Source organism: Bacillus sp. TH22 (assembly GCF_016651015.1).
GTDB classification, from domain to species: domain Bacteria; phylum Bacillota; class Bacilli; order Bacillales; family Bacillaceae_G; genus Bacillus_A; species Bacillus_A mycoides.
In genome coordinates this window covers 130,945-145,487 of sequence record NZ_JAEKER010000001.1, presented here as the reverse complement: position 1 = coordinate 145,487, position 14,543 = coordinate 130,945, and the positions used below count along the sequence as shown (strand labels likewise).

Annotated in this window: 10 protein-coding genes and 3 other annotated features; of the genes, 2 read left to right on the top strand and 8 right to left on the bottom strand. The window is 35.7% G+C overall.

The annotated features are described in order from the left end of the window. Positions 1–9: 9 nt before the first annotated feature. From aroA to JFU18_RS00755, 6 genes are all read right to left on the bottom strand, one after another. A complete protein-coding gene (gene aroA / locus JFU18_RS00780) occupies positions 10–1,299 on the bottom strand; it encodes a 3-phosphoshikimate 1-carboxyvinyltransferase (RefSeq protein WP_201031265.1) in 1,290 nt (429 codons plus the stop codon). 16 nt (positions 1,300–1,315) lie between these two features. After that, complete coding sequence (gene tyrA / locus JFU18_RS00775; RefSeq protein ID WP_201031266.1) at positions 1,316–2,416, bottom strand: prephenate dehydrogenase; 1,101 nt, start codon at positions 2,414–2,416, stop codon at positions 1,316–1,318. After that, the gene (gene hisC, locus JFU18_RS00770; protein WP_201031267.1) at positions 2,409–3,509 is read right to left on the bottom strand and encodes a histidinol-phosphate transaminase; all 1,101 of its coding nucleotides are present in this window, start codon (positions 3,507–3,509) and stop codon (positions 2,409–2,411) included. Before hisC ends, tyrA begins: the two co-directional genes overlap by 8 nt. An 18-nt stretch (positions 3,510–3,527) precedes the next feature. Next, positions 3,528–4,700 carry a chorismate synthase gene (aroC, locus tag JFU18_RS00765; RefSeq protein WP_201031268.1) on the bottom strand — a complete coding sequence of 391 codons (1,173 nt, stop codon included), beginning with the start codon at positions 4,698–4,700 and terminating at the stop codon, positions 3,528–3,530. A gap of 54 nt (positions 4,701–4,754) precedes the next feature. Continuing rightward, positions 4,755–4,974: a binding site (T-box leader), on the bottom strand. Positions 4,975–4,983: 9 nt separating this feature from the next. Continuing rightward, positions 4,984–6,060, bottom strand: coding sequence for a bifunctional 3-deoxy-7-phosphoheptulonate synthase/chorismate mutase (locus JFU18_RS00760; protein WP_002013433.1), 1,077 nt, complete (start codon positions 6,058–6,060; stop codon positions 4,984–4,986). A 194-nt stretch (positions 6,061–6,254) separates the two neighbouring features. Continuing rightward, positions 6,255–6,491: a binding site (T-box leader), on the bottom strand. Positions 6,492–6,545: 54 nt separating this feature from the next. Continuing rightward, positions 6,546–6,783: a binding site (T-box leader), on the bottom strand. A 108-nt stretch (positions 6,784–6,891) separates the two neighbouring features. Next, positions 6,892–10,404, bottom strand: a complete 3,513-nt coding sequence (locus JFU18_RS00755; RefSeq protein WP_201033963.1) for a DUF4020 domain-containing protein — start codon at positions 10,402–10,404, stop codon at positions 6,892–6,894. A gap of 150 nt (positions 10,405–10,554) precedes the next feature. Here JFU18_RS00755 and JFU18_RS00750 point away from each other — a divergent pair, with 150 nt between their 5' ends. Next, complete coding sequence (locus tag JFU18_RS00750; RefSeq protein WP_002032800.1) at positions 10,555–10,992, top strand: YndM family protein; 438 nt, start codon at positions 10,555–10,557, stop codon at positions 10,990–10,992. Between the two features lie 264 nt (positions 10,993–11,256). Here the strand turns inward: JFU18_RS00750 and JFU18_RS00745 are convergent, their stop codons facing one another. After that, a complete protein-coding gene (locus JFU18_RS00745) occupies positions 11,257–11,787 on the bottom strand; it encodes a hypothetical protein (RefSeq protein WP_002031980.1) in 531 nt (176 codons plus the stop codon). A gap of 276 nt (positions 11,788–12,063) precedes the next feature. Further along, on the bottom strand, positions 12,064–13,161 hold the full coding sequence (locus tag JFU18_RS00740; RefSeq protein ID WP_078184949.1) for a YheC/YheD family endospore coat-associated protein: 1,098 nt from the start codon (positions 13,159–13,161) through the stop codon (positions 12,064–12,066). Between the two features lie 130 nt (positions 13,162–13,291). On the opposite strand from JFU18_RS00740, the gene JFU18_RS00735 reads away from it, so the two are divergent. After that, positions 13,292–14,521, top strand: coding sequence for an ATP-grasp domain-containing protein (locus tag JFU18_RS00735; protein ID WP_201033964.1), 1,230 nt, complete (start codon positions 13,292–13,294; stop codon positions 14,519–14,521). The last annotated feature ends 22 nt before the right edge of the window (positions 14,522–14,543 follow it).

Genomic DNA, 14,543 nt, shown 5'->3' with positions numbered 1-14,543 from the left:
CTCATCACTTTATTTAGCTAACGTTTGCAGTTCTTCAAAAAATGTAGGATACGATACACCTACTGCTTCTGCATCTTCAATCGTTGTTTCTCCTTCAGCTATACAGCCGGCAATCGCAAGCATCATTCCAATGCGGTGATCACCGTGACTATGTACTGTATTTCCTTTTAGTTTACATTTACCGTAAATAATCATTCCGTCGTCGGTCGCTTCAATACGAGCTCCTAGTTTCGTTAGTTCAGCAACGACTGTATCGATACGATTCGTTTCTTTCACTTTTAGCTCGTGTGCATCTTTAATGACTGTAATTCCATCTGCTTGTGTTGCCGCTAAAGCGATAATTGGGATTTCATCAATCAGTCGTGGAATGATATCTCCACCGATTTCGATTCCTTTCAACGGCGATGTTTCAATTGTAATATTTGCAGCAGGTTCTGATGCTCCTTCGTTAATCTGCTCTACAGTAAACGTAACGCCCATTTTCTCAAGAACATCAATAATACCTGTACGAGTCGGATTCATTCCCACATTTTGTAATAGTAGTTTACTATTTGGAATAATTGCACCTGCTACTAAGAAAAATGCCGCTGATGATACATCACCTGGCACTTGAACATCTGTTCCTTTTAGCTTTTGTCCACCAGCTAGTTTTACAGTTTTCCCCACGCGAGTTACTGTAACGCCAAACGCCTCAAGCATTCTTTCTGTATGATCGCGGGAAATATGAGGTTCTGTAACAGTTGTTACACCTTCTGCGCGAAGGCCTGCAAGTAAAATAGCTGATTTCACTTGCGCACTTGCTACCGGTGAAGTATATTCAATCGCCTTTAAATTCCCGCCTCGTATTGTGAGCGGCGTAAACGTTCCTTCTTTTCGGCCATCAATTTTTGCACCCATTTGCTTTAGTGGATTTGTTACACGTTGCATCGGTCTCTTCGCAATTGAAGCATCACCTTGCACGCAAGAAAAGAATGGTATGTTTGCAAGTATTCCTGACATTAATCGAATCGTTGTACCAGAATTACCAACATCTAATACAGCTTTTGGCTCTTGTAAACCTTCTAATCCTGTTCCAATTACCGTAACTTCGTCTCTATTTTGTGTAATCTCTACTCCCATTTCTTTAAAACAAGAAATAGTACTTAAACAATCCGCACCAGGAAGAAATCCTTTAATTGTTGTTTTACCTTCCGCGATTGCGCCAAACATGACAGCGCGATGGGAAATTGATTTATCTCCAGGGATTGTAATTGTGCCATTCAATCCGTTATTTACAGTTTGTACTCTTTTTTCTTTCACGTTGTCACCCTCCTCATTAAATTGTTTCATACGTTTGGTATTCTTTTTTTCCGAGCGCAATTTTTGCCTGCGTTCGATCCTCTTCTCTTTGGAAACTAATTCGTAAAACTCCGAGCAATCCTTCTCGCGCTTCTAATATTTGCAAGTTCGTAATACTAATTTCTTCTTCTGCTAGAATGCTTGTGATATGGGCTAATGCCCCTACTTTATCTAAAACGTCGACGTATAAGTCGTGATAGGCAGGAATCGCCCCTCTTTTTCGAACTGGTAAAGAGTCACGATATTCTTTCGCATCTGCAAAATAACTTTGTATTTCTCCTGCATCTCCTTTAGAAACCGTCTTATATAGCTCTTCCATTTCTGAAATCCATTCTTCTAATAGTTCCAATAAATGCCCGCGATTTTGCTTTACGATATCACTCCACATTTTCGGACTACTTGATGCAATACGTGTTATATCTTTAAATCCGCCTGCCGCTAGTTGATGAATAAGCGGATTATCACCAGCATGTTTCTCAACTTGTTTTACTAATCCTGCTGCAATTAGGTGCGGAAAATGACTAACTATTCCTGTTATATAATCATGTTCTTTTGTATTTAATACAAGAAAATGAGAGCCTGTTCCTTTTAACCATTCTTTTAGCTCGTCTACTTGATCCGCCTGCACGTGATTCATTGGCGTTAAAATGTAAAATGCGTTTTCAAAAAGGTGTGCCTTTGCACTTTCAACTCCTGTTTTGTGAGAACCTGCCATCGGATGACCGCCGATAAATGAAACTTTCTTTGTTAATAAAGCTTCCGCTTCATTCATGATTGTCCCTTTCGTACTTCCTACATCGGTAACAATGACATCTTCTCGTAAATGAAATGATGCAAGTTTGTGTAACAACTTTTTCGTTTCTTCAACTGGAGAGGCAAATACAATTAAATTTGCCTCCTCACATGCACGCTGTAAATCTATTGCTACTTCATCAACTACATGTAATTCTTTTGCGCGCTCTACTTGCTCTTTAAATATGTCATAACCGATAATCGTTACATCGTGCTCTTTTTTAATCGCTAATGCAAGAGAGCCTCCTATTAATCCAGTACCGATTAATACTACCTTTTTACACATTTGCCTCATCTCGAGACTTACCTTTTTTATTTTCAAAGTGTTGTTTTAACACTGAAATCACTCCTTCATTTTGTTCCCTAGTTCCGATTGTAATACGGACACCATTTGGGAACGGACGAATAATAAACCCTGCATGCGCACAAGCTTCATAAATTTCCCCAGCATTATCTACCGGCAAGAAGATAAAGTTCGTTTGCGACGGATAAAATGGAATTTCATTTTCTGTACAAAAACTCTCGTATTGTTGTAATCCTTCTGTATTAACACGAACTATTTCTTCAATAAACGCTTCATCGTTAAAAGCAATCGTCGCTGCTTTTTGCGCTAATGAAGATACGTTAAATGGCAAACGTACGACATTTAATTTCTCGATTAACTCTTCCTGTCCAATCGCATAACCAACGCGGAAAGAAGCTAATCCGTACGCTTTAGAAAACGTTCTAAGTACAAGAATGTTGTTATGTTTTTCTAGAAGCGGTAATGTCTCAGGGAAATCTTTTGCTGTTACGTATTCATAGTACGCTTCATCAATGACAATTAACGTATTTTCACTAATGCTTTCAATGAATTGAGTCAATTTTCGCTCATTCACATATGTGCCTGTCGGGTTGTTTGGATTACAAATCCATACGATTTTTGTATGTTCATCAACTGCTGAAGAAATTTCATCTAGATCATATACACCGTTCTTTAAAGCAATTTCTTTCACTTCACAGCCTTCAATAATTGCATGATGACGGTACTGAGGGAATGTCGCGCCAGCAGTTACGATATTATCTCCTTTACAGAGCACTGCACGACTTATAATTTGAATGACTTCATCAAGTCCACTACCACAAAGCACTTGTTCCATTTGCACTTGTAATTTCTCTGCAATTGTTTGACGGAGTACTTCAGCACCTCCGTCAGGATATAAAGCATGTTCCTGCCACGATTTTTGTAATTCTCCTAAAACACGAGGTGAACAGCCAAATGGATTTTCATTTGATGCTAACTTAACAAATGAATGATTCCCGTATACTTCTTTCATTTGCTCTGGTGATTTACCTGGTTTATACGGTTGTAATGATGATAGTTGATCTTTTACTCGCATGTTAAATCCACCTTTTCATTAAAATTCTTTTGCGTATTTGTTATGGTGCGAAATATTTTGTTTTAGTAATTCCATGCGATCTTTTCCGAATTGCTCGACTAGTGCACCGGCAAGTTCCCATGCAACGACAGCTTCAGCTACAACACCTGCTGCTGGTACTGCACAGCTATCAGATCTCTCAATACTCGCTTGGAACGCTTCTTTCGTATCAATATCTACGCTTGCTAACGGTTTATATAATGTAGGAATTGGCTTCATTACGCCTCTTACGACAATTGGCATACCTGTTGTCATACCGCCTTCTAAACCGCCGGCATTATTCGTATTTCTCGTGTATCCTTTTTCTTCATCCCATAAAATTTCATCGTGCACTTTACTTCCCGGCTGTCTTGCCGCTTCAAAACCAATTCCGATTTCAGCACCTTTAAACGCATTCACGCTCATAATAGCACCGGCAAGTTTTGCATCTAATTTTCGGTCGTAATGAACGTAGCTACCAACTCCAATTGGCATTCCTTCTGCAATGACTTCGACAATACCGCCTATAGAATCTCCGCTACTTTTCGCATCATCAATCGCATTCATCATCTCTTGTTCTACTTCTTTATCTAAACATCGAACTGGTGAATTTTCAGTTATCGTTTGAATTTCTTCAATTGGTAAGTTTGAAATACGCTTCGCTTGTACCCCACCAATTTCAAGAACATGCCCTGCAATTTCCACACCTAGTTCTTTCAAAATTTGTTTCGCAACTGCACCAGCAGCAACACGAACTGTCGTTTCTCTTGCAGAAGAGCGCTCTAATACGTTTCTTATATCACGATGGCCGTATTTAATTGCCCCGTTTAAATCCGCATGTCCTGGACGTGGTTTCGTTATAGTACGTTTCATTTCTTTACTTTCTTGCTCCGAAATTGGTTCAGCACCCATTACTTTCGTCCAATGTTTGAAATCATCATTTTTTACGATTAACGTAATTGGTGAACCAAGTGTCATTCCGTGACGTACACCACTTGCAATTTCAACTGTATCTGTTTCAATTTGCATGCGTCTTCCGCGCCCATGCCCTTTTTGTCTTCTTAATAATTCTTTATTAATATGTTCCGCTGTTAATGTTAAACCTGCTGGTACACCTTCTAAAATAACTGTTAACTGCGGCCCATGTGATTCTCCAGCTGTAATGTATCTCATTTCTCTTGCCCCTTTACTATTTTTTTTGTACAAAAAAGTCCCTACTGAGCGCTCAGTAGGGACGATGTTTATCGCGGTACCACCCTAGTTGTAGACTTCTTTCGTCTACCTCTCTTCTTCTTTAACGATCGTTTGACCGTCTTTCTCTCCAAAAGTTGGCGGGAAAGATGCTCCAAGGCTGTAATTCATGCTTACCTTTGTACTGATTCACACCGGCCATCAGCTCTCTTTAACAGTGAGATAAGCACTACTGTTTCCTCTTCAGCGCATTTATGATATGGAATTAAGATAATTTATTTTTGAAACCTTTTAACTCATCCATGAATCTATGGAATTCTGGAATATCCATTTGTTGCGCAGAATCTGATAACGCAACTGCTGGGTCTGGATGTACTTCCGCCATTACTGCATCTGCTCCAATTGCAAGTGCCGCTTTCGCTGTTGGTAATAGTAAATCTCTACGTCCTGTTGAATGTGTTACGTCAACGATAACTGGTAAATGTGTTTCTTTCTTTAAAATCGGTACTGCTGAAATATCTAATGTGTTACGTGTCGCTCTCTCGTATGTGCGAATACCGCGCTCACAAAGAATAATTTGGTCATTACCTTGTGCAATAATGTATTCCGCTGCATTAATGAACTCATCAATTGTTGCTGCTAATCCACGTTTTAGTAATACTGGCTTGTTAACTTTACCTACAGCTCGTAGTAAATCGAAGTTTTGCATGTTACGTGCTCCAACTTGAATTACATCAACGTATTCTAGCGCCATTTCTACGTCATTCGGATTTAAAATTTCACTAATAATCGCTAAGTCGAACTCATCTGCTACTTGTCGTAAAATTTGTAAACCTTCTACTCCCAAACCTTGGAAATCGTATGGAGATGTTCTCGGTTTGAAAGCACCGCCGCGCATTAATTTTAAGCCTTGGTCTTTCATAGCTTGCCCTACTTGGCGAACTTGCTCTAAACTTTCTACCGCACAAGGTCCCATGATGAACGTTTGTGTTCCGTTTCCAATCAATTCACCTTTAACATTAACAATTGTATTTTCTTTTTTCTTTTTACGTGAAACTAGTAATGCTTTACGGTTATCATCTTCTTGTAATTCTAAGCTTGCTTTGAAAATCGTTTTGAAAATATGTTGAATCGTTGACGTTTCGAATGGTCCTTCGTTATGCTCTGCAAGCATATCAAGTACTTCACGCTCACGTACTGGATCAAAGCGTTTCGTACCTTGTACTTGCTTTTGTTCCCCAATTTTTTGAACGATTTCACCGCGTTTGTTTAATAAGTGTAATAATTGTAAGTTAATTTCATCTACCTGTTTACGTAATTGATCTAATTCGTGATTTGCCATTTGGAAATCCTCCTCTAATGTTTTAAAAGTATAGTAAGAGAATAAAAAATTCTCTATTTTCTGAACTGGTTAATTATACAAATTTAAAGTGGAATCGATACCTCTTCTTATTTTAAACTAATAATTACCATAAAGACACTAACTACTAGTTAATAAGCCACTTTTTTGTACAAAAAAGCCCTACTGATTCAATCAGTAGGGACGATATTTATCGCGGTACCACCCTAGTTGTAGACTTATTTCGCCTACCTCTCTTCATTGTTAACGATCATCTGACCGTCTTTCCCTTCATAAAGACAATAACTATCTTTACTACGAAAAAGATGCTCCAGGACTGTAATTCGCTCTTGTTTTTGTACTGGTTCGCACCAACCACCAGCTCTCTGTTACAGGGAAACAACAACTACTTCTTTTCCTTTCAACGCGTGACTATTTTATTTTCAAGTTGGACCACTAAAATACAAAAAGTCCCTACTGAATAAATCAGTAGGGACGATATTTATCGCGGTACCACCCTAGTTGTAGACTAACTTTCCGTCTACCTCTCTTCACTGTTAACGATCAATTGACCGCTTTTCCTTCATAAAGACAATACTATCTTTACTACGAAAAAGATGCTCCAAGACTGTAATTCATGATTATCCCTGTACTGGTTCACACCAACCACCAGACTCTCTGTTACAGTAAGACTAACCACTACTGTGATCTCTTCATTGCACTTTGTTTATTCAAATGTTTTTGAAATTGAATAAGTATGATTCGTATTATAGAACGCTTTTCAAAACACTGTCAATAACTTTTTATATATTTTTTAAAAATTCCACTTCCGCCCTATGATTCCTCTTGTAAATTCTCCGTTACGATTCCGATGCGAATTATTTCATTTTCGATTAAATTTAATACATGTCTTTCTACTTCATACCTGGTTAATAGTTCTTTTATTTGTATGATCTCACTTTCAAGTAAATCGGCTTCTTGACACGTCTGAAGTAAAGTAAAAAACACATTTGCATACAATTCTTTATACGCTTTCATACGTTCTTTCTTTTCAAGTATCTCTATAAACAACTGTTTCATTTCTTCTTGATTAGATTGTCCTTCCACACCTTGAAATTTACTAGAAATAATATTTAATCCTTTTTCTAAAACCTCATCCATGCATAAAACAATACGTAAAAGCATCATGTATTCTCTCGTTGTTATTACGCCCATTTTCGGACGTTCTCTTAAAAACACACTAAGCCACGCTGTCCAAAATTTTTGTTGTTCCTTACCACTTAACGTTTTTACGTAGTAGCATAAATACTGCATAAACTTAATTTTATTCTCTTCGTTTTCTTGCATCAAAAGTGGATATAACCAATCTGTTTTTTGCTCCCAATATAATACGCATTTAATAAATACAAAGCTAAGCCATTTTAAAAATGCTTCTCTCGTATATGGATGTAGTGCATCTAAATGTTCTACTGCATACTTAATATATCGTCTTATTTCTGTAAACAAAGGTACATTAATTTGCGTATAACATAATCCCGCCCACGCATATTTCGTAAGCTCACTTTCTTTCTTTAAATCTAAGTAAGGTAGTACATTTTTCCGACACCATTGCTTCTCAATATGGTATAAAAACGTAATATCTGCTGTTAAACGAGCTAACATAAAGTTCGTTCGTTCCGAAGTAACCCTTACCTGTTCTTCAAATAAAAATAAATATTCATATACATTGCGATCATATAAGTGATCGTACGCTAACAGTTTTAGCAATACAGCTGTCATCTTCCCAACAGGATGCTGTATAGACTCATTGTAAAACTCTTGTTTTCCAATTTTAAAATCTGTTCCCCCTCTCATAACATGTGGAAATACTGAAAAAGCAAAGCGCTTTATAACCCGTATACTGTTTTCTTCTAGCTCTTCTAATCGATTGCTAATTTCATATAGAAAACTACTAATTAGCCAATGAAAAGTAGTATTTCGAGAAAACTTCTGCAATAACGGAATAATCCTTTGAATTTGCTCACTCGTTAAATTCCTATTATTTCGCCATTCTCTAATACATACAAACCATACTTCATTACTAATTTCGTGCACGCCTACTAGTTGATAAGCAAACGAAATACTCCACTCTACATTCAATTTACACGCTTTTGATAACATCTCTAAAAAATGGCGTTGTTCAAAAACACCGTCTCTTGAAAAATGCCGAACTTGCTCCATTATTTCATCGTCTTTCAGCTGCAGTAATCCATCAGCTGTTACATTGCATGTAATACGTTGTTCATTTGCCTCTTTCTTTGGAACACTGTATAGATCTGAAGAAAAATGGGGGTGTTTCTGTTTCATTAGCTCGTATCCTTCCGCCGTACACTTACTATTCGAATCACACGTGAATAGTAAGTCTAATACAAGACAAGCATCAAACGCCCTCTCTTCTGCAAGATACTCTAATACATGTTGAATTACTTCTTCTTTCGTTTCCTCTAAAGCATCTGCGTAATAATTCTTTAAAAGTTGAAACACTTCATGTTTACATGTGAAATCTAACAGAACATCTACATGTAACAGCCACTTCAGTTTGTCATCCGCTGTAACGAATACATTATTAATCATTGCTTCAATTGCAATTCGCTTTTGAAGTACACTATCAGTTTCTATCATTTCTGTAATATAATGATTTGCTTTTTTCTCATTGTTTTCACATAAATATGTAAGACACTCTTTTACAATTTGAATTAAAAATGTAAAATCATTTTGCTGTAACTCCTGCTCTGAAATTTCTCTATCTCTTCTTTTCAGTGCATTTTGTCTTAATGACAATAGTTGTATCTTTTCTAACCCCGTAACCATAATCGGATTTGCGTAGTAAGTAATATGTGGTCTCATTTTCTCTTTCCAAATTCGCTCCACATGGGAAAAAATAGGCATTGGTATACGACTCGATTCCTCGAGTTCAATCGATTCTTGCGTATCATTTCCCCATCTTCTTACACGCTTCAATTTAAGTTTCCCGTCTAAAATAAACGTTAATAGCAACAAGCCAATTTCTTTATGCTCAGGGAAAGAACATTTTTGCAATAAATATGTGATCATTTCAATAGAGCTACTATCTTTCTCTGCTGTTTCTAATAAAAGCAATGTCCATCTTGCAAACAACAAAGGGTCCATCGTTTCTTTCGTTTCGTTTAAGTAAGTACAAATTGTTCGCCACCATAACGGGGATATTTTAGAATGATTTTTAAAAATCAATTGAAATAGTTCTTTTTGATGACTAAATAGAAATTGCTCCACCAACCATTCCGCAAGCAATTCATCTACTTCATCATAATTTGCTGTAAGCAGAAATAAATTTCTTAGTTTCCCTTCTGCTTCAAGCCATTCCACCCATTCATAATCACGAGCAAATTCAACGAAGTACCGAACGGTTTCAATTTTTTTTATTGACTGTTTTATATAGGATAATTGCTCCTGCTCTACTGATGGAGGAACGGTTACAATATCACGAATACGCATTCTTTTCGTAATATAATTATCCCCCATTAATTCCGCCCACCGCTTCACCGCTTTCACAAGCGCCTGATGATTATTTGCTTTATTCGGATACACAATCGGTCTTATCCCTAAATGCTCCCAATGATATGTATTATCACCTTGTGCGACGAAAGCATAACGCCTTGTACTCGGTGGTAAGCCTGTTGCTAAATATTTCATTACAGGATCATTATGACTATACCCAACGAATAAAACAGTGTAATTTGAGAATAGATCAACTAAAAATCGTCTCGCCCACCCTTCTGTTAAGTAAGCCCTTCCAAAATCACCATCCGTTAAAATTAAAGCTTCTTTCTCTTGTTCTACATTACCATGTATGTAAGCCAACCCTTTAAACGCTCTCCCTGTCGGTAAAGCAGGTGCATAATAAATATTCAGCTCTCTATTCATTTCTGTAATTACAGACGTAAAATGTTGATCAAAGTTTGTCGTTACAATTCGAACATCCGTATCTAACGGAAACAGCCTTGGAATCGCATAGTGTAATGGATTTGGTTTTGATTTTTCTATATTAACGAGGTCTCTTGCAACTTGATGCACATCTTTCGTTTTCGCAATTTTACCGAGATAATAATCGTGGGGTTCTGTCATCTCACGCCTTTCGACATATAAAGCTTTCGAAATTTCATCAACTAAATCATCGAAATTCGGTAAGTTTGATTTCCCCTTCATAGAAACTCCTGCTCCAACGAATAATACTAACTTACCTTGTTCAAGGTGATCGATTAACTCATCTGGAATTTCTACTTCTGAAGTTATCCACATCCCGGATTCCCCCTTACCTAAAAATGTCATACGCTCTCATTTCACTATAACATTTTTTAAATGTTTTTTTAATATTTAGATAAAATTTCAGCATGATAAAGTTTTATCTAAATTAAACCGTTCCAATGTATGAACTCCTGCATTTATTGTAAAACTATGTATAAATGGGAGGTGTAAATATTGAGTGATATTACTGTAATACTTATCAAGTTTATATCATGCATCATCGCTTTTAGTATCGGACTAGCTCTATTTTTCCCAGCAACGCTCGTCCAAATCATTTCTTTTAGTCTCTTCGTCACAATCGTTTCTTATATGTTTGTTGATAAAATTATTTTAAATCGAATTGGCAATTCCGCTGCCATTATGACGGATTTCTTACTTACGTACTTAAGTGTTTGGATTTTCGGTAACATTTTATTAGACAACTACATGCAAATTGCATGGGGCAGTATCCTTTCTGCCATCGTCTTTACATTATCAGAAGTAATCGTCCATCGCTTTTCTAATTCCCACACAAGGCACAGCAATGATAACATTCGAATTAATCGCCGGTTTGCATATGGCACGGAGTTTGCTGAAGAACAGAATGTGTTGGATAAAGATAAAAAGAAGTAATGTTTTGATGAAGGAGCTCCATCGCCATCAAGCTAAAAAAAGCAAATACCCCAAAATGAATAAATTGATATCTCCAAGAGATATTGTACATTTTTTTGTTTTTTGGTGTAATAAAACGCTTATGTTGATGAGCATGGCATGTGTGCTACCCCTTCTAAAAAAGTAAAAAACAGTGTTTATCGAGAGTAAACCATCTTAACTGTAATAACTAATTAAAGAAAAGGGCAGAATCTGGATCTTCGGATACAGATTCTGCCCTTTTCTTTAATCGCATTTTTCTATTTGGTCGCCTTCTTCACCTGCATTTTCTGCCGAACTATCCGTTCCGCCTCCCACTGCATGTTGCTGTTTAGTATTAGAACTTTCGATGGCAGCATTGGTTCCCGCTGCACTGTCTTCTCCACCACCACTTGCCACTTGAGTAGCACCAGCCTGTTCCTTACGGGTTTTATTAATTTGATTATTGATGATAAGTACAAATTCCGCCTCTTCATCCGAAGTTTCTTTTTTCATTTTATGCGGCTCAATCTGGTCCCCACTAATTCCCTTATTTATGGCTTCGCCTCCAGCGCCCACCGTTTCTTGCTGTCGAGTATTCGATGAATCGATTGCTGCATTACTTCCTGCTGCACTATTTTGTCCGGCTCCACTGGCAATTTGTGTTGTATTCGGTGCAAATGTAATCTGATTATTAATGACAATGACAATTTTTCGTTTATCAGCAAGATTTCCCAAATTAATTTCTTCTCCATCTTTTTTTACAAATCGAAACGTGATTTTTTCATTGTTTTCCATATTCTCCCCCTTTGTAATATTAAATGACTGGAGAATGATAATGGATTGGACAAGCGTATTTTTTTTATAAATATGTGCCCCCGCCCACAATGAAAGATGTATTACCAGGTTCCGGTATTTTCCTCGTATTAGGTACGTTGGCTTGGCGACAGTCCAGCATCCGCCAAATTTTGATGCATGGCGAAAAACCTTATAGGAGATATAGAAAGAGAGATTAGTAGAAACATTGGTATATAAAGGTTTCTAGGTTTGATTATATTTTTCTATTTCCTTTTCTTATTTAGATTTATCAGCCAAATATCTAGCATAGTGAATTAAATTTCTAGCTACATCTAGTTCAAGATTAAATATATTAGGTACCCCTGGTCTCCAATTCACCTCAAATAACCACAATTTTTGATCTTTATCAATCCCTACATCAATTCCTAACTCATCAAATAATACATCCCTAAATAAAGAATTAAAATGGTTAGAAAAAGTTACTGCAAATCGTTCTAAATACCTTTTAATATTATACCAATCGTTATCAAACTCCGCTTTTAAAAAAACATCTAAATAAGTACTATAACCACCCTTAGCCATATTTGATACAATACTTCCTAATGGACCTATTCTCGGGAATATAGAAGTAACAACCCACCTGCCTTCCCCATTTCTTTGAACATGCAATCGAAAATCATAAACATGACCAGATTTCATTTGACATGAAATAAACTGTTGAATTATGTAACCTTGCTCTTGAATCTTATCAGATATAAAGCTCCGTAATTGTTTTTTATTAATAGATGAAATTTGTTCTGACTCATTCATACTGTAATTCATCCCATTTTTTTCAATGAAAACAATACCACTACCTTGATGTCCAGAAATAGGTTTAATAATAAGTTTTTCATAACGATTAATCATGTCAAAAAACTTATTAACATCATTTAATTCATAAAAAGGAATAAGATATTGCTTAAATTTTTTCGCTCTATTTATTCTGTTATATACACTTAATTTATTTCCAATTGAATGACTTGTAAAAGGAACTTTTTCATGTAGATAATCATAGATTTGCTGATTTTTATCACTAACATGAACACTTGCATTGTAAATAACATCTGGAAAAGAAAATTCTTGTTCCATCCATTTACCATTTTCATAAGTTTTACCTAAAATCTTCTTCGTTTCTAAATTTACTTTCCCTAAAGTAAAATAAAAAAAGTCCACACCTTCAGCTTTAGCTACAGCAGCATAAGTATATGCTTTCTTTACGTCATTCGGATCTTTCCGATGATGAAGCATACCAATTATAGTCATGTTAGTTCTTCTTCCCTTCTTTCTAAAGATTTTTTTCAAAACAAATATCAAATTCATAATATATATATTCATGTTCTCCCTCATTCAACCATTTTTCGAAAAATCCAGAACAAGCTTAACCTCATTTTAATATTCTACCTATAGAAATAATAAACCTCAGGTTTTATAAAATGATAAATGATAAAGGTTAAGGTGACATAAAATGGATACTATCGTTTTCATTGAAACAAATAAATCTGGATCAAGTAGGGAAGCAATCAAAGCAGCTGAAAAACTTAATTTCTTTACTGTTTTATTAACTAAAAAAACAAAATTTATTAATGAACGCACTATATTCCCTGATGTACATCAGATGATTTTCACTGATATACATGATTATGATAATATAATTACAACAATTGAAAAATTAAATAAATCAGGAAAAAACATAAAAGGGATATTTAGTTTTATTGATCCTTATGTTTATGTGGCTGCGCGTTTATCAGAAAAATTTTGCTCAAACTCACATACTGTATCTACTAAAGCTATCTATCGTATGGAAAACAAAATATTAACTCGTAATGTACTTAAAGAATTACCAATCTCACTCAAATATTTAATTTACAAACCAACAGAATCATTATCATCTTTTCTTGAAAAAACTAAAGAGATGAATTTCCCTCTTATTGTAAAATCCCCTAAATCAACAGGATCCAAAGATGTATTATTAGTAAAAAATAAAGATCAATTAATCTTATCTATACAAAGTCTTTTAAAAAAACTACCTAATGAAGAAATTCTACTTGAAGAATATATAGATGGACCTCAGTACTTAGTTGAAATTTTAGTTCAAGATGGAAAAGTCCATATTATAGCAGTAATTGAACAAGAAATTACACTTTTTGAACGCTTTATTGTTACTGGTTATTCTTTACTAGGACAGGTAGACAAAAGACTATATAATAGTCTTTTCAATGCAGTTAATTCTGTTATTCAGGCTTTTAATATGAAAAATGGAGCGTGTCATCTAGAACTCCGGAGAATAAAAGATATTTGGAAATTAATTGAGATAAATCCCAGAATATCAGGTGGAGCAATGAATGACATAATTGAAATTGGACATGGAATCAACTTAGTGCAAGAGACTATTCAGTTAATGTTAGGAAATCAACCTTCACTAAATAAAAAACATTATAAATATGTGTACGCTCATTACCTAACAGTTAAATCTAAAGGAAAACTAATTCGAGTTACAGGGAAAAACCGTAGTTCTAAATATCCTGGTGTAGAGAAAGTTTATATAAAACCTAAAAAAGGAACTATCTTAAAACCACCTTCATCAATGGGACATCGATGTGGATACGTTTTAGCAGCAGCCAATTTTAAAACAGAAGCGAAAAAAATAGCTTTAGAAGCAGCTAAAGAAATTTCATTTGAAATCCAAAAAGAATAAAAACAACATATGTACACCCACA

What these genes read in the sequence shown, in the direction of transcription:
- tyrA (WP_201031266.1), bottom strand. Translation starts at nt 2,416, where the DNA reads ATGTGTAAAAAGGTAGTATTAATCGGTACTGGATTAATAGGAGGCTCT.
- hisC (WP_201031267.1), bottom strand. Translation starts at nt 3,509, where the DNA reads ATGCGAGTAAAAGATCAACTATCATCATTACAACCGTATAAACCAGGT.
- aroC (WP_201031268.1), bottom strand. Translation starts at nt 4,700, where the DNA reads ATGAGATACATTACAGCTGGAGAATCACATGGGCCGCAGTTAACAGTT.
- JFU18_RS00760 (WP_002013433.1), bottom strand. Translation starts at nt 6,060, where the DNA reads ATGGCAAATCACGAATTAGATCAATTACGTAAACAGGTAGATGAAATT.
- JFU18_RS00755 (WP_201033963.1), bottom strand. Translation starts at nt 10,404, where the DNA reads ATGACATTTTTAGGTAAGGGGGAATCCGGGATGTGGATAACTTCAGAA.
- JFU18_RS00745 (WP_002031980.1), bottom strand. Translation starts at nt 11,787, where the DNA reads ATGGAAAACAATGAAAAAATCACGTTTCGATTTGTAAAAAAAGATGGA.
- JFU18_RS00740 (WP_078184949.1), bottom strand. Translation starts at nt 13,161, where the DNA reads ATGAATATATATATTATGAATTTGATATTTGTTTTGAAAAAAATCTTT.
- JFU18_RS00735 (WP_201033964.1), top strand. Translation starts at nt 13,292, where the DNA reads ATGGATACTATCGTTTTCATTGAAACAAATAAATCTGGATCAAGTAGG.